19 protein-coding genes (1 of these 19 cut by a window edge) are annotated in these 19,981 nt (G+C 40.3%); all 19 read right to left on the reverse strand.

The features are described from left to right. A protein-coding gene (gene ligA, locus NSQ68_RS22910) for an NAD-dependent DNA ligase LigA (RefSeq protein WP_342427249.1) crosses the window boundary here: on the reverse strand, positions 1–491 show its 5' portion. It extends 1,525 nt beyond the left edge of the window; 491 of the gene's 2,016 nt are visible here — the first part of the coding sequence; the start codon lies at positions 489–491; its stop codon lies beyond the left edge, outside the window. A gap of 88 nt (positions 492–579) precedes the next feature. Then, positions 580–2,904 carry a DNA helicase PcrA gene (gene pcrA, locus NSQ68_RS22915; protein WP_342427250.1) on the reverse strand — a complete coding sequence of 775 codons (2,325 nt, stop codon included), beginning with the start codon at positions 2,902–2,904 and terminating at the stop codon, positions 580–582. 41 nt (positions 2,905–2,945) lie between these two features. Continuing rightward, the gene (locus NSQ68_RS22920) at positions 2,946–3,656 is read right to left on the reverse strand and encodes a heptaprenylglyceryl phosphate synthase (RefSeq protein WP_342427251.1); all 711 of its coding nucleotides are present in this window, start codon (positions 3,654–3,656) and stop codon (positions 2,946–2,948) included. A 126-nt stretch (positions 3,657–3,782) separates the two neighbouring features. Beyond that, on the reverse strand, positions 3,783–4,655 hold the full coding sequence (locus tag NSQ68_RS22925) for a phosphatidylinositol-specific phospholipase C/glycerophosphodiester phosphodiesterase family protein (RefSeq protein WP_342427252.1): 873 nt from the start codon (positions 4,653–4,655) through the stop codon (positions 3,783–3,785). A 106-nt stretch (positions 4,656–4,761) separates the two neighbouring features. Next, positions 4,762–6,162, reverse strand: a complete 1,401-nt coding sequence (locus tag NSQ68_RS22930; RefSeq protein WP_342427253.1) for an undecaprenyl-phosphate glucose phosphotransferase — start codon at positions 6,160–6,162, stop codon at positions 4,762–4,764. Further along, positions 6,159–7,067 (reverse strand): glycosyltransferase family 2 protein, encoded by a 909-nt coding sequence (locus NSQ68_RS22935; protein WP_342427254.1) that lies wholly within the window; start codon positions 7,065–7,067, stop codon positions 6,159–6,161. The genes NSQ68_RS22930 and NSQ68_RS22935 overlap by 4 nt, the downstream gene beginning before the upstream one ends. 650 nt (positions 7,068–7,717) lie before the next feature. Then, positions 7,718–8,629: a glycosyltransferase family 2 protein gene (locus NSQ68_RS22940; protein WP_342427255.1), complete on the reverse strand. Its 912-nt coding sequence runs from the start codon at positions 8,627–8,629 to the stop codon at positions 7,718–7,720. 191 nt (positions 8,630–8,820) lie between these two features. Beyond that, positions 8,821–9,693 (reverse strand): dTDP-4-dehydrorhamnose reductase, encoded by an 873-nt coding sequence (gene rfbD / locus NSQ68_RS22945; RefSeq protein WP_342427256.1) that lies wholly within the window; start codon positions 9,691–9,693, stop codon positions 8,821–8,823. Between the two features lies 1 nt (position 9,694). Further along, on the reverse strand, positions 9,695–10,714 hold the full coding sequence (rfbB, locus tag NSQ68_RS22950; RefSeq protein WP_342427257.1) for a dTDP-glucose 4,6-dehydratase: 1,020 nt from the start codon (positions 10,712–10,714) through the stop codon (positions 9,695–9,697). A 27-nt stretch (positions 10,715–10,741) separates the two neighbouring features. Continuing rightward, positions 10,742–11,290, reverse strand: coding sequence for a dTDP-4-dehydrorhamnose 3,5-epimerase (rfbC, locus tag NSQ68_RS22955; RefSeq protein WP_342427258.1), 549 nt, complete (start codon positions 11,288–11,290; stop codon positions 10,742–10,744). 21 nt (positions 11,291–11,311) lie between these two features. Beyond that, on the reverse strand, positions 11,312–12,055 hold the full coding sequence (locus NSQ68_RS22960) for a sugar phosphate nucleotidyltransferase (protein ID WP_342427259.1): 744 nt from the start codon (positions 12,053–12,055) through the stop codon (positions 11,312–11,314). 24 nt (positions 12,056–12,079) lie between these two features. Next, positions 12,080–12,445: an EamA family transporter gene (locus NSQ68_RS22965; protein ID WP_342427260.1), complete on the reverse strand. Its 366-nt coding sequence runs from the start codon at positions 12,443–12,445 to the stop codon at positions 12,080–12,082. A 1-nt stretch (position 12,446) separates the two neighbouring features. Then, positions 12,447–12,812 carry a DUF2304 domain-containing protein gene (locus tag NSQ68_RS22970; protein ID WP_342427261.1) on the reverse strand — a complete coding sequence of 122 codons (366 nt, stop codon included), beginning with the start codon at positions 12,810–12,812 and terminating at the stop codon, positions 12,447–12,449. Between the two features lie 8 nt (positions 12,813–12,820). Then, on the reverse strand, positions 12,821–13,537 hold the full coding sequence (locus NSQ68_RS22975; RefSeq protein ID WP_342427262.1) for a glycosyltransferase family 2 protein: 717 nt from the start codon (positions 13,535–13,537) through the stop codon (positions 12,821–12,823). A 62-nt stretch (positions 13,538–13,599) separates the two neighbouring features. After that, the gene (locus NSQ68_RS22980; RefSeq protein WP_342427263.1) at positions 13,600–14,985 is read right to left on the reverse strand and encodes a DUF2142 domain-containing protein; all 1,386 of its coding nucleotides are present in this window, start codon (positions 14,983–14,985) and stop codon (positions 13,600–13,602) included. A 263-nt stretch (positions 14,986–15,248) separates the two neighbouring features. Further along, complete coding sequence (locus NSQ68_RS22985) at positions 15,249–16,160, reverse strand: NAD-dependent epimerase/dehydratase family protein (RefSeq protein WP_342427264.1); 912 nt, start codon at positions 16,158–16,160, stop codon at positions 15,249–15,251. Further along, on the reverse strand, positions 16,161–17,393 hold the full coding sequence (locus NSQ68_RS22990) for a glycosyltransferase family 4 protein (RefSeq protein WP_342427265.1): 1,233 nt from the start codon (positions 17,391–17,393) through the stop codon (positions 16,161–16,163). A gap of 15 nt (positions 17,394–17,408) precedes the next feature. Then, entirely contained in the window at positions 17,409–18,398 is a 990-nt protein-coding gene (locus NSQ68_RS22995) for a glycosyltransferase (protein ID WP_342427266.1), read from the reverse strand. Between the two features lie 2 nt (positions 18,399–18,400). Next, positions 18,401–19,981, reverse strand: a complete 1,581-nt coding sequence (locus NSQ68_RS23000; RefSeq protein WP_342427267.1) for a polysaccharide pyruvyl transferase family protein — start codon at positions 19,979–19,981, stop codon at positions 18,401–18,403.

Consider the following 19,981-nt stretch of genomic DNA (forward strand, 5'->3'; position numbering starts at 1 on the left):
AGTGGCACGGATTTAATCGTCTTTACCTGTGCCAGTATTCCCTCACCCACCACCCCATTACCGCGGGTAGAAGCCTGTACAAGCTGTCCATCTGTATACGTCAGGTTCAGCGTCAGTCCATCGAATTTAAGTTCTATGGCATAGCCTGGAGATGGCAAAGGTGACTCCGGGTTCTTAGTATTATAATCATTGACCAGCTTCACGACACGCGCGTTCCATGCACGCAGCTGTTCCATATTCTGAGCTTTATCAAGGCTCCATAATGGAGCGAGGTGGCGATGTGATGTGAAACCTTTGAGTAACTCCCCGCCCACACGGTGTGTCGGCGAATCCGGCAGCACAAGACCGCTCGTCTGTTCGAGCGCTACCAACTCGTCATAAAGCACATCATATTCTTTGTCGCTGATCTTGGGTTCATCCAGTGTGTAGTAATGATAGTTATATGTGTTCAGTTCAGCAACAAGCTGCTCCATCCTGTGCATTGGGTTCATGCAGGCGTATCCCTCCGGGAACTTCATCAGGGCAGAGGCTAAGCCAAACTGCCACTCATGAGGTTCGAGATTTAGTGATGTTTGAGATTTATTCTACTTTTGTAATAGGTGCAAAGCCAGCCAGCAGTCGTTTAACCCCTACTGGAGCCGGGAAAGCAATTTGAAGCTCCATATCATTACCAGTCCCTTTTACTGCGACAATGGTTCCAACTCCCCATTTGCCATGCTGTACCTTGTCTCCAGCAGCAAAAATGGAGGGGCCTCCTGCCGAAGCAGCCGGCGTCGGTTTCGCGGATGAAGATGTCGTTACGGTGACGCGGGGTGACGCGGAAGCGGACGAACCACTGCGGCTCATTGTGTCAAACGAGCGTTCTCCACCAAAGTTGCTGCCACTACCTTTATTCAGTCCACGCCCACCATAAGATCCGCCTACATTGCCTGAACGACGATAGCGGTCACGTTTGATGATCGTATCCTCTTTTAACTCGTCTGGAATCTCTTCAAGAAAGCGGGAAGGCGGGTTGGCCGTGGTGCGGCCAAACAAAGTACGCATCTGTGCGCATGTAAGGAACAGTTGCTCCTCTGCACGGGTAATCCCCACATACGCCAATCTGCGCTCTTCTTCCAGTTCTTCGTTATCCAGAAAGGCACGACTATGCGGGAACACTCCCTCCTCCATACCGACAATAAATACGATGGGAAACTCCAGACCTTTGGCGCTATGCATGGTCATCAATACAACCGCATCGCTTTGCTCTTCTTCGTCGTCATTCATGGAATCAATATCGGCAATCAGAGCAAGGTCGGTCAGGAAGGAGACGAGTGACTTGTCTTCCGCACCTTTTTCAAATTCCATGGTTACCGACAGGAACTCATCAATATTCTCCAAACGCGAGCGTGACTCGAGTGTATTTTCGTTTTGCAGTTCCAATCGATATTGGGTGGTTTCCAGCATTTTTTCTGTTAACTCGGTAACCGACAGGTAGTCTACCATCCGACTTAAACCTTCGATCATATCGTAAAACTCTACCAACGCATTGCGCGTACGTCCTGCAAAGCCCAAATCGTCTACCACTTGTAGGACACGGAAAATCGAAACTCCACGTTCCGCTGCAGCTGCCTGCAATTTACCGACGGTTGTGTCTCCGATGCTTCGTTTTGGCACATTAATGATTCGGATCAAGCTGATGTCGTCGTCAGGATTGGAGAGCAGGCGAAGATACGCCAGCAAATCCTTAATTTCTTTACGATCATAGAACTTGATACCGCCCACGATCTGATAAGGAATATCCGATTTAATCAAAATTTCCTCGACAACCCGAGACTGAGCATTCGTACGGTACAAAACGGCATGATGGCTATAGGTTTTGCCCGCCTTAATATTCTTATGAATTTCCGAAGCGATAAAGTAACCCTCATCATGCTCAGAATCAGCACGGTAAACTTTAATCTTGGCGCCGCCTTCTTTGTCAGTCCATAGTTTTTTCGGCTTGCGGCCTGTATTTTGACCAATGACTTCGTTGGCAGCATTGAGAATATTCGAGGTGGACCGGTAGTTCTGCTCCAGCAAAATGGTACGCGCTTCCGGGTAGTCCTCTTCAAAATTCAAAATGTTGCTAATATCCGCACCCCGCCACCGATAGATGGATTGGTCACTGTCACCTACTACGCAAATCCGGTGATGCTTGTCGGCCAGCATTTTGCACAGCATGTACTGCGCACGGTTCGTATCCTGATATTCATCAACATGAATGTATTGAAATTTCTTCTGGTAGAAGTCAAGTACCTCAGGTACTTCTTTAAACAGCTGAATCGTTGCCATGATCAAATCATCAAAATCAAGAGAGTTGTTATTTTTGAGCCGTTGTTGGTACTTGGTATATACCTTCGCCACAATCCCCTCAAAATAGTCGCCAATCTTGCGCTCATACATTTCGGGAGTGATCAGTTCATTTTTTGCCGTACTCATCATAGACTGAACCGCTTTGGGTTCAAATTTTTTGGTGTCTATATTCAGATCCTTCATGCAGCTCCGAATGACAGACAATTGATCCGTAGAATCCAAGATGCTGAAATTGGAGGTGAAGCCAATCCGCTCGATATCCCGACGTAAAATACGCACACACATCGAGTGGAAGGTGGATACCCATACATCTCTCCCCTGTGGGCCAATCAGCTTGGATACGCGATCCTGCATTTCACGCGCTGCCTTGTTCGTAAAGGTAATCGCCAAAATACCCCATGGAGCCGTCTTGCGGGTCGCGATGAGGTAGGCTATTCGGTGCGTGAGCACCCGTGTTTTACCACTGCCTGCGCCAGCCATAATCAGCAGTGGACCATCTACCGCCTCCACAGCCTGACGCTGAGGCGGATTAAGGCGAGCTACCGCCTCGTGTATATCTATTGATTGCATGCGTGCATGCTCCTTTCCCTGAACTTCCATAAAATCACGTTCTATACTTCCAATTTCACAGCTATCGTCTCCAGCGCCTTCGCCAAGTCACGATAAATGATGTTTCCTACTACAATGGTGTCACAAACAGCAGCCGCTTGTAACGCGGTAGATTTATCCACGATACCTCCCCCGTATAGGACCTGAGAGCGCTCCGTACTGCGATGTATTTTTTGCACCAGCTCCATATCCCCAAAAGCACCGCTATATTCCACATATACAATCGGCAGATGCATGAGCTTGTCAGCAATCTGTGCATATGAGGTGGCAGATGAAGCATCCAGCGAAGTATCTGCTCCGGTAAGCTTAGCGACTGTAGAATCACCGTTCAAAACAATATATCCTTCCGTCACAAGCAAATCCCAAGGGATCATATAACCAAACTGTTCAATCGCACGTTGGTGCTGTCCTAGAATCCAATTACTGTCAGCGGTATTCAGTACCATAGGAATCATATATAGATCAAATCCTGGTACTACAGCTTCCAGATCGGACACCTCAAGCACACACGGCACCTCATAACGCCGAACCCTTGACAGCAAATCCACCGTATTTTCGTAGGTAATACCTGATGAACCTCCTACCATAATCGCATCCGTACCAGATATACACACGGCGTCAAGCGCCTCATCATCCAGTTCCTTTTCAGGATCAAGCTTAAACACATGCCTCCATGATTGAATTGAATCTGCCAACACACATTCCTCCAGCATCCATTGCTTTTGTCATGATTCAGTCGAGCCGAATTCCAATATCCAAAAGCGTTCTATGCTAAGTCTATGACAGTGCTTAAAAGGTGTCAATGTTCGTATCAAATGGGAACACCCCGTTCAAACAACTCAGGGTCGTAGCGCATACAACCAACTGCGTTTACTAAGTTCTTTTTCCGTTAAAATATCTGTATAGAAACCTTGCACACCCATCTGTTCATACTCAGCCGCATCCTTCAACTCATTAATGGTATTTACGTAGCATACCGCCCCGGCCTGACGCAAACTTTCCACTAGAGCACCACTCACCCGATTCTCTGGTAAAGTTACTGCCGTTATATCATTTTGTTGTACAAATCGAATAATCTGGTCATCTTTATCCTCTGTGGCGTAGAGCGTATAAATAACGGATGGATAGGGATAAATACTCCGCAACGTTTGCAGCATTTCTTCATTGTAAATTTGAGGAACAATACGGGACAAAAGCTCGGGGTTTTTCTCCTGGGTCTGGCGGGTCAGTTGCGCAAACAACTGTTTGATCTGGGCAGGGTCCTGTTCTTTCGTATCGGTCACAATATAAGCATCCGGGTATGTTTCCAATAAATCCAATACATCCTTCCAATCTACTGGGGTATAGGAACCGTGTATGGGGGTGTTCTTAAATTGATGATAGCTCCAAGGTTTTCCTCCCTGTTCTGTAGCAACTGCGTGTTCCTGTTGCATTTGCTCTGTAAAAGATTCCGTCCATTCATGGCGCGCCACCAAATGTCCATCCGAAGTAAACATCAGATCGACCTCGAATACGCGGCTGCCTTTTTTATAATTTTCCACAAACGCTTCACGCGCATTAGTATAGGCCAAACCATTAACGGCTCCCATGGCATGCGAAATGACGTGGTGCGTGGTAAAGCCAGTATGTTCTTCTGTAGATTGTCCTTTGTATGCCAGTAAAAACGTGCTGATTAACATTAAAAGAATGACCGCAGCAATTAGTTGTTTCATAGGGTGTCACATCCTTTTCGTACAGGTCAATACCCCACATACGCATACTCAAAACAACTACCAGACGCAAAAACACCCTTCGGCTCAGCCGAAGGGTGACTCTGGATTAATACGCGTTCTTGAAACCATTGCGAATCGTACGGAAAATAATTTTAATATCGAATAAGAGCGACCAGTTCTCTATATAGAAGATGTCATGCTTAATCCGTTCCTCAATAGATGTATCTCCACGCAATCCGTTGCTCTGTGCCCAGCCTGTGATCCCGGGACGAACATGATGCTTCACCATGTATTTTGGAATTTCCTCACGGAACTGATCCACATAATAGGGTCGTTCTGGGCGTGGACCAACGACACTCATATCGCCGAGCAGAACGTTGAAAAATTGCGGCAACTCGTCGAGACTCGTTTTACGAATAAAAGTACCAAAACGTGTGCGTCTTGGGTCATTAGCAGTCGTCCAGCCCGTATCTTCAGTTCCAGGAGGTAACACCTTCATCGAACGAAATTTGTACATTCGGAAGGTGCGACGATTCAAGCCTACCCGCTCCTGCTTAAAAATGATTGGCCCTCTGGATGTAATCATCACACCAATCGCTACTGCTAGCATAATCGGAGAGGTCAGGAGAATGGCAAATAAAGAGAATAAAATATCGAATAGGCGCTTAAACAATCGATTCCCCGCTACATCCAGTGGAATATCCCGTACATTGATCATCGGCATACCTGCAAAGTTATCAAAGTACGGGCGAGCCGGCAAATAATCGAAAAAGTCGGGGATTATAAGCGTGCGCACTCCAGCCTTTTCACACATGTTGATAATCTTGGGATACTTATCATGAGCATCCAGCGGCAGCGCCAGAATGACCTCGTCAATCATCAGACGCGACAGCGTAGCCTCCAATTGATCTAAGCCTCCAAGAATCGGGCGGAAATGCGCCTCTTCCTCTTCACTCCAATGCCGCTTATCATCCAGAAAACCCACTACCTCGTATCCCAGATCAGGATACTGTCCAAGGTTATGATAAAATCGCTGGCCTAGAGTACCCGCCCCGAGAATAAGCATGAATTGTTTGTTGTACCCTTTTTGACGGAGAGCTTTAAGAACTTGCTTCAAGAAAAATCGATAAAACAAAATAAGCAGCACGTTCCCAATCATATAGATTGCCAGATAGGACCGCGAGATGTCGATTTGTTTCACGAAGAACATCACACTCAACAGCACGAACAGGCCAACGATATGAATCTGGGTAACGCGAAATACATCATCTGCAAATCGTTTTTTGCGTTTGGGCGAATAGAGCGAAAATAACATCCCCAGCACTACGGCAATCAGGCCGTAAATTAAGCTCCAGCCTCCATATACTTGAATAGGAAGCGGTTCTGTATAGGTGATCCACTCACTTTCAAATTTGAAAAACCAAGCGATCAGAAAGGACAACTGAATGACCGCGAAATCCGCCACAATATATAATTGGGTTAAAAAACGCTGATTTCTGCGTATCATGCTTTCACCTCAGTACGAGATTGTTCCCCGCCGTCCGGCTTGACCGGTGCGGACAACTTATTTTTTAGAAAGGCCATTCCAAATTTTATGCTAATTCCCGCATATACAGCCATATTGGTGATCCAACTGTACTGCTGTTTATAATGCTTACGATGAAATACCCACATAGCTCTATGAAACTCATAAATAATTTTCAAAGGACGACGGCGAGCACTGCCCCCTTTGATATGAATAATATATGTGCGCGGGTAGTAGTAAATGCCCCACCCGGCTTGCTTAATCCGGTAGCACCAGTCAATATCCTCACCATACATAAAGAAGCTTTCGTCCAACCCCCCGACCTGGTCAATTGTCTCCCGGCGCACCAGCATAAAAGCACCTACCAGTACATCTACTGGATACTCATCATCCGGGCTTAGATGCCCAAGCTGATATTGATTGTACTTTGGGTTATCCGGGTAACGCTTCGACCAGCCGAAAGCGTAGTAAAAAGAAGCTGACGGCGTTGGAAATCCTCGCTTACAAGCCTTATCTAGCGAGCCATCTGGCAAGATAACCTTACAGCCCGATGCCCCCATCTCCGGATGCGTATCCATAAACTGAATCATTGTATCCAGCGTGTCCGGTTGCACCAACGTATCGGAATTCAACAACAATACATAACGCCCGTTGGCTACTTCCATCCCTTGGTTGTTCGCCTTGGCAAAACCTGTATTATTCTTATTGGCTATCAACGTAATCTCCGGGTATGCAGCACGAATAGCCTCAACAGATCCGTCACTGGAGTGATTATCAATAACAATCACTTCATATCGGCACTGCGACTTTGACGCATACACCGACTGCAAACAATCCAGCGTCAATTGACACGTATTATAGTTGACGACCAGTATGCTTACATCCATATTTAAAACGCTCCTGACAAATTCAGTAATCTATTCTACTATCGCCTATTATAGCATACCGCGCAGACTACGGCGCGCAAAAAAGCACATAACTTGTAACCTTACATAGTTTAGAAGGATAATGCAAAACTCGACTCCAGTCGCTCCAAAGTGCAAATATAGACGAACGAAACCATTTAGATCTATATATTGTTCATCGGAAGCCACTTATTAGATTTTTGTAAAATCCTCGGTTGAGGTCTAAAATCCATCGTGGTAAGATATACATGGAAAAAGGGCTGGTGCCAGCCAGCCCCTGCGCAACCAACGCTCCAAGAGCGGACGGTTTTGGAACAATCAGGCCGAAAATAGACCCTTCCTTGCGGGGGCGGTCTATTTTCGTTTGTTAAACTCTAACAGTGTGACGATTAACGCCCCGAACGTCAGCATTAAACTGAGCGCCTCAAACACTGTCACAGGCTTCACCCCCCTCCTCGGGAGAGTTAGCCGACCGCCCTTGCCAGCTCTATCGGTTGCACGTTTCAATTATACTATATATTTCCAAAAAGGAACACGCATTCGATGGTATTTTATCTAGTATTCATTTGCACCTTTGACTATTTGACGCTTATATATGGAAAAAAGTTTCAATATTTTTTCTTTCCATACCTCTATAACTTCCTCAATACGAAAACCAACTTATAAATCCAGTTGTCTAACCGTGACTGCCTATAAAATGGTGACTGCCAAATATATTTCACACGAGAAAATACGCCTTTTTGGTAGCTTTCCAAGAATTGATCCATATCTTTATACATTTGAGGAGACATGTCTTGTCCATAAAGTTGAATAAATTGCTGGGCTTGTTTGCTTAAAATATAGCGATTTTTTCCTTTTAGAAATCTATTTAGTCTTTTCTTCCACTTGCTAACCCAGCCATCGGTAGAACCTCCCAACACATTGTTTTGATGCTGCCGATACCAAATAGACGGCTCGGGGTCAAAAACAACCTCACCAAAAGAGGAGGTGCATAAGTAAATCCACCAGTCATGCATGATAATGTTATCCAAAGAAATCGGAATTCTCTTTTTCACGAGTTGGAGTGTTTCTTTATTGATCACCATGGTACAACCTACACATACATTCTCAATGAGAGCATTATAGAAGGATACAGGTCGGGGGATGTCAGCTGGCCATACTTTAAGTGGTTCCAATGTTTGAGAGACCATTTGTGTAGCAGAACAATACATCAGCGGGCGGCTCCCATCCTGATCCCTGAGATGAGCAACAGCCTGAGCAAGTTTGTTCGGCATCCATACATCATCCTGATCACAAAAAGCGTAATAGTCGAATGTCTCAGACGATCTTTGAATCAAATCAAAAAAGCTTTTAATAACCCCTACATTGCTTTCGAGGCATAAAATAATCTGTTGAGGATAACGTTGCTTCAGGGCGTTCAACTTGGCAACCGTATCATCTGTCGAGCCATCATCACGAATTAAAATCTGAACTTCTACGTCTTTTTGATTGATGAGACTTTCGATTTGCTCATCTAAATAAGCTGCTCCATTATATGTAGACAATAAAATTTGTATGATAGGTCTGTTCAGAGTAATGACCTCCTTCTTTTAAATTGTGTAATAGCGGGACAATATGTTCCATCTGCTTATACATTATAATGCTCATCGTCCTTAATCAACATAGACTTTAATATAATAAAATCTCCCAATCATGAACTGATGGGAGATTGTTGATATTTATAATAAAGTTTTAATTACTCGGATTTACTAAGATACTCCTGCAAAAAATCACGCAATCCCTTACGCCAGTCGCGCAAATCATTCAATCCATTGGTTCGGATCGCTATATGATCCATAACAGAATTACGTGGTCTCACTGCTGGTCTGGGGAATTGCTCTGTGCTGCATGGCTCCAATTTTGCTGTGATCTTGGCATCTAATATTTCCGCCGCATCCTGTAAAATAGCTTGCGTAAATTCATACCAGGTACAGAAACCACTATTGGATGCATGGTATACGCCATATTTCTCCGTTTGAATCAATTCCGCCAAAAAACGTGCCAAATCTACCGTATAGGTAGGTGAACCCTTCTGATCATTCACCACCTGGAGGAGCGGCTTCTCCTTTCCAAGCTTCAACATCGTTTTCACAAAATTGTTCCCGTGCAATCCATATACCCAAGATGTACGAACAATAAAGTACCTGGAGGAAAGTGTTTGGGTCAACACTTCTCCCGCACGTTTGGACTTTCCGTAGATACTCTGTGGATTGGTATTATCGTACTCATGATATGGCTGTTTTGCCGTTCCATCGAACACATAATCTGTGCTGATATAAACCAGCTTGGCTCCAACCTTTTCCGCTGCCAGAGCCATATTACGTGTACCTGCCGCGTTGACTTGATAAGCCCCGTCTACATCGGTCTCCGCTGCATCCACAGCCGTATACGCTGCACAGTGGATTACGGCATCAGGTTGATAGTGTCCTACAATTTTCACAGTCTGCTGCAAATCCGTGATATCCAATTGTTCCCGATCGTAACCAAGGACATCATGTCCTTGCTCTTGAAAAACCTTTACTACGTCTTTACCAAGTTGCCCGGATGCTCCAGTGACCAATACCTTCATTCTACGCATCCCCCAAGCGGGAACCGTACTGCTTTGCATAGTATTGTTGATATTCGCCAGATTGGATGCGAGTCCACCATTCTTCGTTGTCCAAATACCAGCGAATCGTTTCTTTAATGCCGGTTTCAAAAGAGTGCTTTGGCTTCCAGCCCAGCTCATTCATGGTCTTTGTAGGATCAATGCCATAGCGGCGGTCATGACCTGGACGATCCTGCACATACGAAATCAGAGATCCTGGCTTGCCCAGCTCCTCCAATACCGTTTTGACGATATGCACATTTGTCCGCTCGTTATTTCCCCCGATATTGTATACTTCACCCAGTTTACCCTGATGAATGACCAGATCAATGGCGCTGCAATGATCCTCTACATACAACCAATCGCGAATGTTCAAGCCATCCCCGTATACAGGTAGCTGTTGATCGCTCAGTGCACGAGAGATCATTAGCGGGATCAATTTCTCAGGAAACTGATATGGACCATAGTTGTTAGAACAACGCGTGATATTCACTGGTAAACCGAAGGTTTCATGATATGCACGAACTAGCAAATCGCCGCCTGCCTTGGATGCAGAATAAGGACTATTAGGTTGCAACGGAGTTTCCTCCGTAAACAATCCTGTTTCTCCGAGAGAACCATACACCTCATCTGTTGATACCTGTACAAACTTGGTCACGTTATATTTCTTGGCTGCGTCCAGTAGCACTTGCGTACCCAATACGTTTGTTTTCACAAACACTTCCGGTTCCAGAATACTTCGATCGACATGCGACTCTGCCGCAAAATTCACCACCACATCGATGCCCTGCTGCATCAATTGGTCAATCGCTTGCGCGTCGGTAATATCTGCTTTCACGAAGGTATGATTGGGATGATTTTCGATGGATTTTAAATTTTCCAGATTACCTGCATAGGTAAGCGCATCGATATTTACAATTTCGTATTCTGGATGCTGTTTTAACATATACAATACAAAGTTACTACCTATAAATCCGGCCCCGCCGGTGACAAGAAGTTTCATACAGACCTCCTAAATCTTATTATTACTCTAATCAAAATTAATATCTGCGTCGGCCAGTGCTGGATGCTTCTGATCTTTCTCTGAAAGAATAGCATGAGAAGTTGGCCAATCGATCCCTAGTACAGGATCATTCCACAGAATTCCACGATCATTTTCAGGTGAGTAATATTCGTCTACCTTATAAAACACCTGGGTATTAGGCACAAGCGTACAGAATCCGTGAGCAAAACCTTTAGGGACCAGTAATTGACGTTTATTGTGTTCACTCAAAATCACCCCAACCCATTGACCGAATGTCGGGGAACTTTTACGAATATCCAGAATCACATCATAGATGGCTCCTGAGATCACACGAATGAGTTTTGTTTGTGCTTTTGGCTCAAGCTGATAATGCAAGCCACGAATAACTCCAGTCTCTACAGATAACGATTGATTATCCTGAATGAAAGCATGGTCAATACCGTTGTCTTTCATGATCTGCTCATTGTAGCTTTCCATAAAATAACCACGATGATCACCATGGACCACCGGTTCTATTATTTTTGCACCTTCCAGTTTCAAAGGGATTACCTTCATAAGTCCGCATCCTCCCTTTATTTAAAGCTTTAATTTTCCAAATTCTTCACCAAAGACAATATCCTTGGCCAATTCATTAGCACGTGCAAGAGATGGATGAGTTCCCGCATCTGTCCACCATCCTTGAAGAACATCATATGTCAATGTTCCATTAGCAATATATGCATTGTTGACGTCAGTGATCTCAAGTTCTCCACGAGCTGAAGGTTCAAGTGTTTTTACAATTTCAAACACACTATGATCAAACATATAAATTCCTGTTACAGCATAATTGCTTTTTGGATCTTTAGGTTTCTCTTCAATAGATACAATCCGTTCCCCTTGAAGCTCGGCCACTCCAAAACGGTGTGGATCTTGTACCTGTTGAAGAAGGATCTTCGCACCCGTGACTTGATTACGGAAATTGTCCACAAATGGTGCAATGTCATCTTCAAATACATTATCGCCCAAAATAACAACCATCTGATCATCACCTACAAATTGTTCAGCCAAATCAAGAGCTTGTGCGATCCCACCTGCCTCATCCTGAACTTTATAAGTGAATGTTACGCCCATTTCACGACCACTGCCAAGAAGGTTAACGACATCTCCCATATGCTCTTTACCTGTAACGATAAGAATATCGTGTATGTCAGCTTGCTTGAGCTTGGAAACGGAATGGAAAATCATTGGATATTTACCAACTGGTAATAAATGCTTATTTGTTACTTTGGTTAAGGGGTATAGACGCGAGCCTGTACCTCCTGCAAGAATTATACCTTTCATCACAAACCTCCATAAAGTGTAAATTCAATCTAATGCTATCACAAAAACGCCTACTAAAATTATTGTTGCTCCAACCCATTTCATAATAGATACAGGCTCATGAAAAATAAACAATGCTGCTATAACACCAAAAATATATGCTAAACTCTGAATTGGATAAGCAACACTCAAAGGCATTCTAGACAATACAACGAACCAAATCAATGTAGCAAAAACGTATAATAACAAGCCAATAATTATATTTGGAACAAATAAAGCTTTCCAAGCATTACTTAGACTGACTCCCCCTATTTTCTCTAGCCCCAGCTTAAAAAAAACTTGTCCACTACATAGCATGATTACATTGAGAACTAGTAATAAAAAATTAACTAGCGTAGGTCCTTTTAGCATACTAGTTTTCCCTTTCATTATCCCTAATTTTCTTTAATTCGTGCTTGACTAAGCCCAATTCCTGAGATAATTCCTTTATTTTTATTGTAGACTTGGACACCTCTACTGTTAGAGAAAACATGATAACAAAAACTCCAAAAATAGCAAGTAAAAAAAGAGCATTAACAGGTACTTCAATACCCATAACCCCAGAAACATAGTTAAATAAACTTGGAAAAACTGATAAAATAAGAACCACTATCATTGCTATGATCCAAAGCATTGAATACTTTAGTTCCATTCTATATTTACGTAACAAATTCAATAAAACCAGAAAACAAATGATCGCTCCCGCAATTAGTATGATTTGTAATTTAATAGATATCATAACTACTCCTAAACTATTTGATTTCTTAGTCTATCAATTAAAATTGCCAAGGAGACTTTTGTCATGTAGTAAATTGACTTTAAAGAAGTAATTGATGATTTACCCTCAAGTCTTGCTTCCATATTAACTGGAATTTCTTTAATACGGAAATTATTCCTCTTTAAATACATGATTGATTCAGGTTCAGGATAATCCATAGGATACCTCTTAGAAAGAACTTCAATAACCTTTTTATTACATGCTCTAAATCCGGAAGTAGGATCAGTTATCCATTGACCAGTTAACGCCCTGAGCATCTTAGAGAAATATATGATACCTACTCTTCTCATAAAAGATGACTGAAAGCCCTCTTTATTAATATAACGAGACCCTATAACTAGATCTGCCTCATTATTAATCAATGGTTTTACCAAATTTTCCAAGTATTCAGGATTGTGTTGCCCATCTCCGTCAACCTGTACAGCTATGTCGAACTGATTATAAAACGCATATTTATAACCAGTTTGCACCGCTCCACCGATACCTAAGTTACAGGGCAGATTAACTGTCGGTACATTAAGAGTTTCACATAGGACTGCAGTTGAATCTGATGAGCAATCATTAATGACCAGTATATGCAACTGAGAATTATTTAATTTTTTAATTGAAGAAATTAGCTTTTCTAAACTTCGTTCCTCGTTGTAGGCAGGAATAATCAGTAGAATTTTTTTTGACTTAATCATCATTATCCCCTTAGCTCCCAGCAGGTAATAAATTTACAGTGATAGATAGTGTAGCACGGAATATATTAATAATACCTACTAATAATAATATCTAACGAGGAGACATTAAATAAAAACATAAGTAGACATAATGAGTAAAACACATAGTTCTTCAACTTTTCAGGAAATAGATAACTTATTCCCACAACTATAATAATACTAATAGGCACCAAGGAGGTAAATAGATATCTTCCCTGCAGCATAAAGTTATGGAACCGCATGAAATATTGGATTTCGACCAAGTACAAAAAAATAAAATTCAATATCACGATAATAAGACACATCGCAACAGTCTTATAATATTTCTTCCTTTTTATTATTCCGTATATTGAACCTACTACACTAGCTAAAGATATTAAAGCCAAGACTTTATAAATTATTCTAGATGTAAATCTTGTATCTAACCAACCAAAGTTTGCCCAAAAAGAAACAACCCATATATCAAATGAACGGAGCATTGCTTCTTTTATTAAAAAAGCATTTACAATATACCAGTGCAATCCTACATTTGGATCACCAGGAGGCTGCATTCCTATTCCCCCGGTAAATGAATGATAATGTTTGAAACTAAATAGTCCCCATGGTAAATAAATAATGAGAATTGGAACGAATAAATACACAGCAGATTCTATCCAAAATTGAAGACTAAACTTCTTACTGATAAAATATACTAATATAAGTGATAGCGCTATTGCAGTCACAAATACCATTGTAGGCTTAATAATTAGGCCAAATCCCAAAAGCACACCAGTAAAAAGAAGCCTTTTTCTTGTAGGGGAATCAATAATATATATAAGTGAAAGCATAATTGCCATGGTGACTGTATTCATTAGAATATCATTATTTACAGCAATACCAACCATAGAGAACATCGGGTGGAAACTAACTAATACAGATAAAGTTATAGCAATATTCTTTTTTTTATCGAATAATCTACTAGAAATTAAATAAGTAATAGCTGTTGCTAATACTCCTAATAACACTGAAAAAAAGCGAACTGCGTAGTACCTATCAAAAATTGAAGAGAAATAAAAAACTTTATAGAATAATGCAGCAAAAAAATAATAACCAGGAGGATATCCCGCTGCTACTGAACTGCCGTTAGAATTTCGGTCATAACTTTGTGGATTATCAGATAACTCTTTAAATAAATTTTCATTAATTTTATATTTATTTTCTGCATGATATGCTATATTGTTCAAATCAACGGTTTTGTAAAATAATTCCATTTCTGAGGAATGTTTCGCCTCTTCCTTCAGAATTGGGACTTTATTATTTTCCGCCATGAACTGAACGTATTCAAAATGTACAGGCTCATCGGGCGTTTGTAAAGGAGGTATTACAATTGCCCATATAATTCCTTTCACAAAAGACGCAATTAATATCCAGACAAAAATGCGTTCCTTTTTCACTTCTTAATTTCTCCTTTTCAGTTGTAAAACTCCTTATTCTAGAGCAATCCGCATTTAGTGCAATTAATGCATAGAGTTATGTGCTTAAGCACCTTCGTTCAGTAAATAATTATGAGAGATTGATACAGTAGTATAGTATGTATATTTCCATTCACATCCCTTATATAAAAAGTCAGTTTAATAATTCAACTGCTATTATAGTAGCCTACTTCTTATCAAATATTTTATTTTCACAACTTAAATGTATAGATAGAGAAAAGCAACTACTTATTTTTTGTCCCTTTAATAATAGAGGCTATCCCATCTTCAATTGTTGTTGATGGACTATACCCTGTTAAGCCAACCAGTTTATCTGTATTAACCACATTTTTTATAATTGTAGTTTGACCTTTATTTTTATATACAATGTTTATTTTCTGATTCATTCTTTGCTCGACAATTGAAATAACCTGACTTATAGATGTGCCTACTCCACTGCCAATATTTAATATCTCTTGGTCAGCCAGCTTAATCGCATGGAAAGTCGCTTCCAGAAAATCATCTATAAATATAAAATCGCGAACAGCCTGAATATTACCCCAGAATATAAATTCTTCATTATTAAGTGCCTTATTAATTAAGACTGGGATGATTCCTTGTTTCTTATTGGGATTTTGGAATCCCCCATAAGGATTAGTAACCCTCAAAATAAGATAAGGCAAATTATTGGTTTCATTGTGTTTAATTTTAATTAAATTTTCAAAAAAGACTTTCTGTAACCCATATATATTAATTGGATTCATTGAATCATCCTCTTTGGCTCGGGCCAAGGTATTGCCATATACTGTTCCAGCAGAGGATAAAAACACAAACTTTTTCACTTTAACATAGCTGCAGAATTCAATAAGTTTTACAAAAGAAGTATAATAAGACTCTATGTCTGCTAACACATCTGAAAACATATTTGTTGCGTTAATTGAACCAGCTGCGTACAAAACAATGTCATCTTGCTTAATATATTTTTGGAGTTCTTCCATATCGTTTATGTTAGCTCCAACAAATCTTATTCCTTCTGAAAGCAAATGCGAGTACTCTGAGTCTCTGCCTATAATCGTCACAGACCAAGCTTTTTCATGAAAATAATTGGCCAAATGTGAACCTAGATATCCACAACCAATGATCACAACATGTTCCATTTAACCCTCCAATATTTTAAAGAGATACGTTTGAATTTTTTCCGCTTCTTTTTCCCAGGATGAGTTCTCCAGCAGATCACTGGCATTATCCATTAGAATCTGAACATCTACTTTTTTATTCACAACTTGATCGAGGGCCTCCACAATTTCATTCACGTCATCTTCTACATAAATAAACATATTCTTATCGGGATCGATCCAGTCATTATTTCTACCCTGATTAATTACAACTGGGCATCCAGACGCCATCAATTCCAAAGGTAATAAAGACAGATTTGTAAAAGATAGAATTAATGATACATCGCACTGAGCATACAAATGTGATAATTCTTCAATTCTGACTACACCAGCATTAAAATGCTTAAAGGGTATCTCATACTCAGAAACATCCCACCCAGCCATAACAATCTCAACGTTCGGATTTTTCTTGCAAAATTCGTTCAAAGCTAAAATCCCCAGCTCGAAGCCTCTTCGCTCTGTAGGTGGCCGAGAATAAAAGAACACTCTTCGTATGTCCTTATCTCGTTTTCCCTGTGGCTTATAAAGATCTTTTTCATATGAAAAACTGAAACTTTCACAGACCATACCGTAATCTGACGCCAGCTTTTCTTTAAGCCAGTCACCTGCCGTTATTCCATAGAAGCCAAATTTATAGGTTTGTTCTGCAAATGAATATGCACTTCCTGGAGCGTAAAAATAAGGCTCAAAATCCTGCACAAAGTATACTTTTTTCACACAATTATCAAAAGATCTAACATAATAGGCTGTTTGCCAAGAAGTCGCAACAGCAACATCATATTCGATGTTTACATCAACTTTATCATCAAGTATATAAACATTAGACTTTAATGGAAAGAAGTAATTCCCAATAATCCCTTTAACACTGGCTGAATCCCCCCATTGAGATCCACCACAAATATATATATCTGATTTAACACCTAATTTCTCTAATAAATACACAATTCTAAAAATATTCAGATGGCCGCCTGATCCGATCCCAAAGTCAGGAATAAACCATGCCAGGCTCAACTCATTTCCAAGCCTATCACTTAATTTAGCTGCTTTATTTTCCAGTAACAAATAATGATAGAACTTAAAAACATTTTTCTTCGTTACAGCAATCTCATTTTTCTTCTTTATTTTTGAGATCACGGTTTTGCTGCCTTTTATAACTCCTTGCGACTGAATAATCTTTGCTGCTTTTTTAGCATTATAAAGAAACACATTATACATGATCAGCCCTCATTATTACTTATTTATTAATTTGTATTCTCTTGAAAACAACCGATTAAGTGACGTATACTTGTTTCCCAAAACTCCTAAATAGGCGCCTGAGTACCTTACTGTATTTTTAACTAAAGAGTAAGCAGCCCAGTATAGCTTTCTTTTTCGACTTATATTGGTGTTATGGCGCAGAAACCTTACGTCACTTATAAAGTGCTTAGCTATATATGCCGGCAATAAAAAAACACTCTTAACAGAAGCGTAATTATAAATTCGGTACAGGCCCTTATACTCATCATAATAGCGTTTAAACTGCTGCTTAAACGTGTAATTATGTGAATGGTAAACTACTGATTGGGGAGAGTAAGCCTTCTTATACCCCCTTTCAATTATTTGCCTTGCCCACAGCTGATCCTCGGCAAAATCAACTTCTGGATAAGGAATTGTATCCCAAATCTCTTTACGCATTGCAGAGGAATTATCGGAATAATAACATAATAAATGTCTGTATCCTTCTTCTCTGTTGTATCTCTCTTGATCATCCAAATAATATATTGTAGTTTCTGTACCGAAGTTGTTGAAATGTGTTATGATGTTATGCTTTTCAAAAATATCGCAATCATCATAAGGCAAGTGTCTACCAAATACACCCACTATGTTCTCATCTAAATCAAAGCACGAAACCAGGTTTTTCAACCAAAACTGATCGTAGGGCAAAGCATCTTGAGTAATAAACACAAGGTATTTACCCCTGGCCAAAGAGGCTCCTAGATTCCTTGTTTTTCCATGTCCAAATTCTTTGGGCATTATTTGCTTTAGAACAATGTTTTCATTTTGTTTTTGCAGACCTTGTATAAATTCAACTGTTCCATCAGAGGACCCCGAATCTACTATAACAATTTCAAAAGGAGCTCCCAAATCCTGATTCAGAGCTTCCACCAATACTTTTTTGAATATATCTCCTCCGTTTTTTGTGGGAATAATTACAGAGGCTAATTGGTTTAATTCATTCATGGTTATAAATTCCCTTTTTTATTTTTTTTATGTTTTAAATAGTATATAAAACTGCTCATTACATTCTTATACTCATTTTCGATCAGCAAGAGCCTTCCATTCTCATCCGTTAATACGTTTTTTTGCTCCTGAAGATTCTCTAGTTTTTCAGTCAATTGTTTTATACTACTCTGGGCTAAGCTAATATTATTTTCCAATTCACTATTCTTGGACTCGTTTTGGTTTACTCGTTCCCACAGCTTGTGTATCTGCTCTCTCTCTTTAGACAGGAGCGTCTCAGTACTGTTAACGCGTTCCCATAAAGCTTTGTTCTGAGCATGTGTCTCCTGCAACATGTTCTCAGACATATTGACTCTCTTCCACAAAGATGACACTTCCAACTCTTTTTTATTAATTATAGCTTGTTCAACCTTATATAGCTGATCCAGTTTTTTAGAGTAAGACGAAGCATTTTTATTTTCAGAAAGATCAAGTAGGGCATTTTTTACAAAGTTAAATATCCTGTTAGAAAGATCCTTAAATTCATGAGTATTATCTAATCCAGTCTTAAAGTAATCAACTATATACTCTGCCTTATCCAGCATATAGACTGGTTTTCTCAGACAGTAATTACTTTTTTGGATGAGTTCAAAAAAGCCTGTTAACTTCGTGGAATACTCACCGGAAAAAGTCACGTGAGGGACGCCGTAACTGTATGAAATGATATTTCCGTGAAGACTCGATCCAATAAAACCTTTTGCATTTGCTAAAATACCCACCTTATCCATCAAAGCTAAAGAAGGTGTATTTTTCTTATTAATTATATAAGAATCAACAAGTAGAGGAGCAAGCTGATCATATAATTCATTGTCCCCAAGACATTCGCCAATTGAAATGAGTACGATAGGAACACCAAGGCTTCTGGAGATATTATTGAGCAAAACAGCTACGTCTTTAACCTCTTCCTTGGAGATCACATTTTCGTTAGCCTGGAATACAATGTACTCTCCTTTTTTGAATACATGTTGGCCATCAGTTACTAAAGAGCCCAAAGTGGATTCAAGAGATGCCTTAGGAAAGTATTCAGAAATGCTCAATACCAAATCAGGTACAATTTCACTTTCTATGCCAACATCTGATAGAAATTTGCTTGATCTCTGATCTCTTACTGATACAGCTTTAAATCTGGCAAATGAATTTTTTACATATCTTGAGAATCCCTCGCCTAATTGAAAGGGAACACCCAAACCAATTGTATAACAATTCCCGATACTAGCATCAGTAGGAGAAATAATATTACTGAAGCTAAGTCTACTCTCTTCATAAAGACTATTAATAGACCAGTCATCTGACCTTAACAAATCGCCTCCACCAATAAAAACCTTATCGAAAGAGTAATTATCAAATTGTATAATATCCTCCACTTGCTTTTGATCTGTGTAGGTCGGTGTGTATTGCATACAATTGGGGCTAAAAAACTTGATTTCATATGCCTCGTTCGAATGACTATAAATATCACCCACAATTTTTTCGAAAACTACAGGAAAAAGCAGATCACCTAAATTATCAACATTAAATGTACCGACCTGAGCAATTTTCTTCAT

The sequence above is a fragment of the Paenibacillus sp. FSL L8-0158 genome (assembly GCF_038592965.1).
In the GTDB taxonomy this organism is placed as follows: domain Bacteria; phylum Bacillota; class Bacilli; order Paenibacillales; family Paenibacillaceae; genus Paenibacillus; species Paenibacillus polymyxa_D.

Bases quoted from the DNA above. Each gene is read 5' to 3' on its own strand.
- pcrA (WP_342427250.1), bottom strand. From the start codon at position 2,904: ATGCAATCAATAGATATACACGAGGCGGTAGCTCGCCTTAATCCGCCT.
- NSQ68_RS22920 (WP_342427251.1), bottom strand. From the start codon at position 3,656: ATGCTGGAGGAATGTGTGTTGGCAGATTCAATTCAATCATGGAGGCAT.
- NSQ68_RS22925 (WP_342427252.1), bottom strand. From the start codon at position 4,655: ATGAAACAACTAATTGCTGCGGTCATTCTTTTAATGTTAATCAGCACG.
- NSQ68_RS22930 (WP_342427253.1), bottom strand. From the start codon at position 6,162: ATGATACGCAGAAATCAGCGTTTTTTAACCCAATTATATATTGTGGCG.
- NSQ68_RS22935 (WP_342427254.1), bottom strand. From the start codon at position 7,067: ATGGATGTAAGCATACTGGTCGTCAACTATAATACGTGTCAATTGACG.
- rfbD (WP_342427256.1), bottom strand. From the start codon at position 9,693: ATGAAGGTATTGGTCACTGGAGCATCCGGGCAACTTGGTAAAGACGTA.
- rfbB (WP_342427257.1), bottom strand. From the start codon at position 10,714: ATGAAACTTCTTGTCACCGGCGGGGCCGGATTTATAGGTAGTAACTTT.
- rfbC (WP_342427258.1), bottom strand. From the start codon at position 11,290: ATGAAGGTAATCCCTTTGAAACTGGAAGGTGCAAAAATAATAGAACCG.
- NSQ68_RS22960 (WP_342427259.1), bottom strand. From the start codon at position 12,055: ATGAAAGGTATAATTCTTGCAGGAGGTACAGGCTCGCGTCTATACCCC.
- NSQ68_RS22965 (WP_342427260.1), bottom strand. From the start codon at position 12,445: ATGCTAAAAGGACCTACGCTAGTTAATTTTTTATTACTAGTTCTCAAT.
- NSQ68_RS22970 (WP_342427261.1), bottom strand. From the start codon at position 12,812: ATGATATCTATTAAATTACAAATCATACTAATTGCGGGAGCGATCATT.
- NSQ68_RS22975 (WP_342427262.1), bottom strand. From the start codon at position 13,537: ATGATGATTAAGTCAAAAAAAATTCTACTGATTATTCCTGCCTACAAC.
- NSQ68_RS22985 (WP_342427264.1), bottom strand. From the start codon at position 16,160: ATGGAACATGTTGTGATCATTGGTTGTGGATATCTAGGTTCACATTTG.
- NSQ68_RS22990 (WP_342427265.1), bottom strand. From the start codon at position 17,393: ATGTATAATGTGTTTCTTTATAATGCTAAAAAAGCAGCAAAGATTATT.
- NSQ68_RS22995 (WP_342427266.1), bottom strand. From the start codon at position 18,398: ATGAATGAATTAAACCAATTAGCCTCTGTAATTATTCCCACAAAAAAC.
- NSQ68_RS23000 (WP_342427267.1), bottom strand. From the start codon at position 19,981: ATGAAGAAAATTGCTCAGGTCGGTACATTTAATGTTGATAATTTAGGT.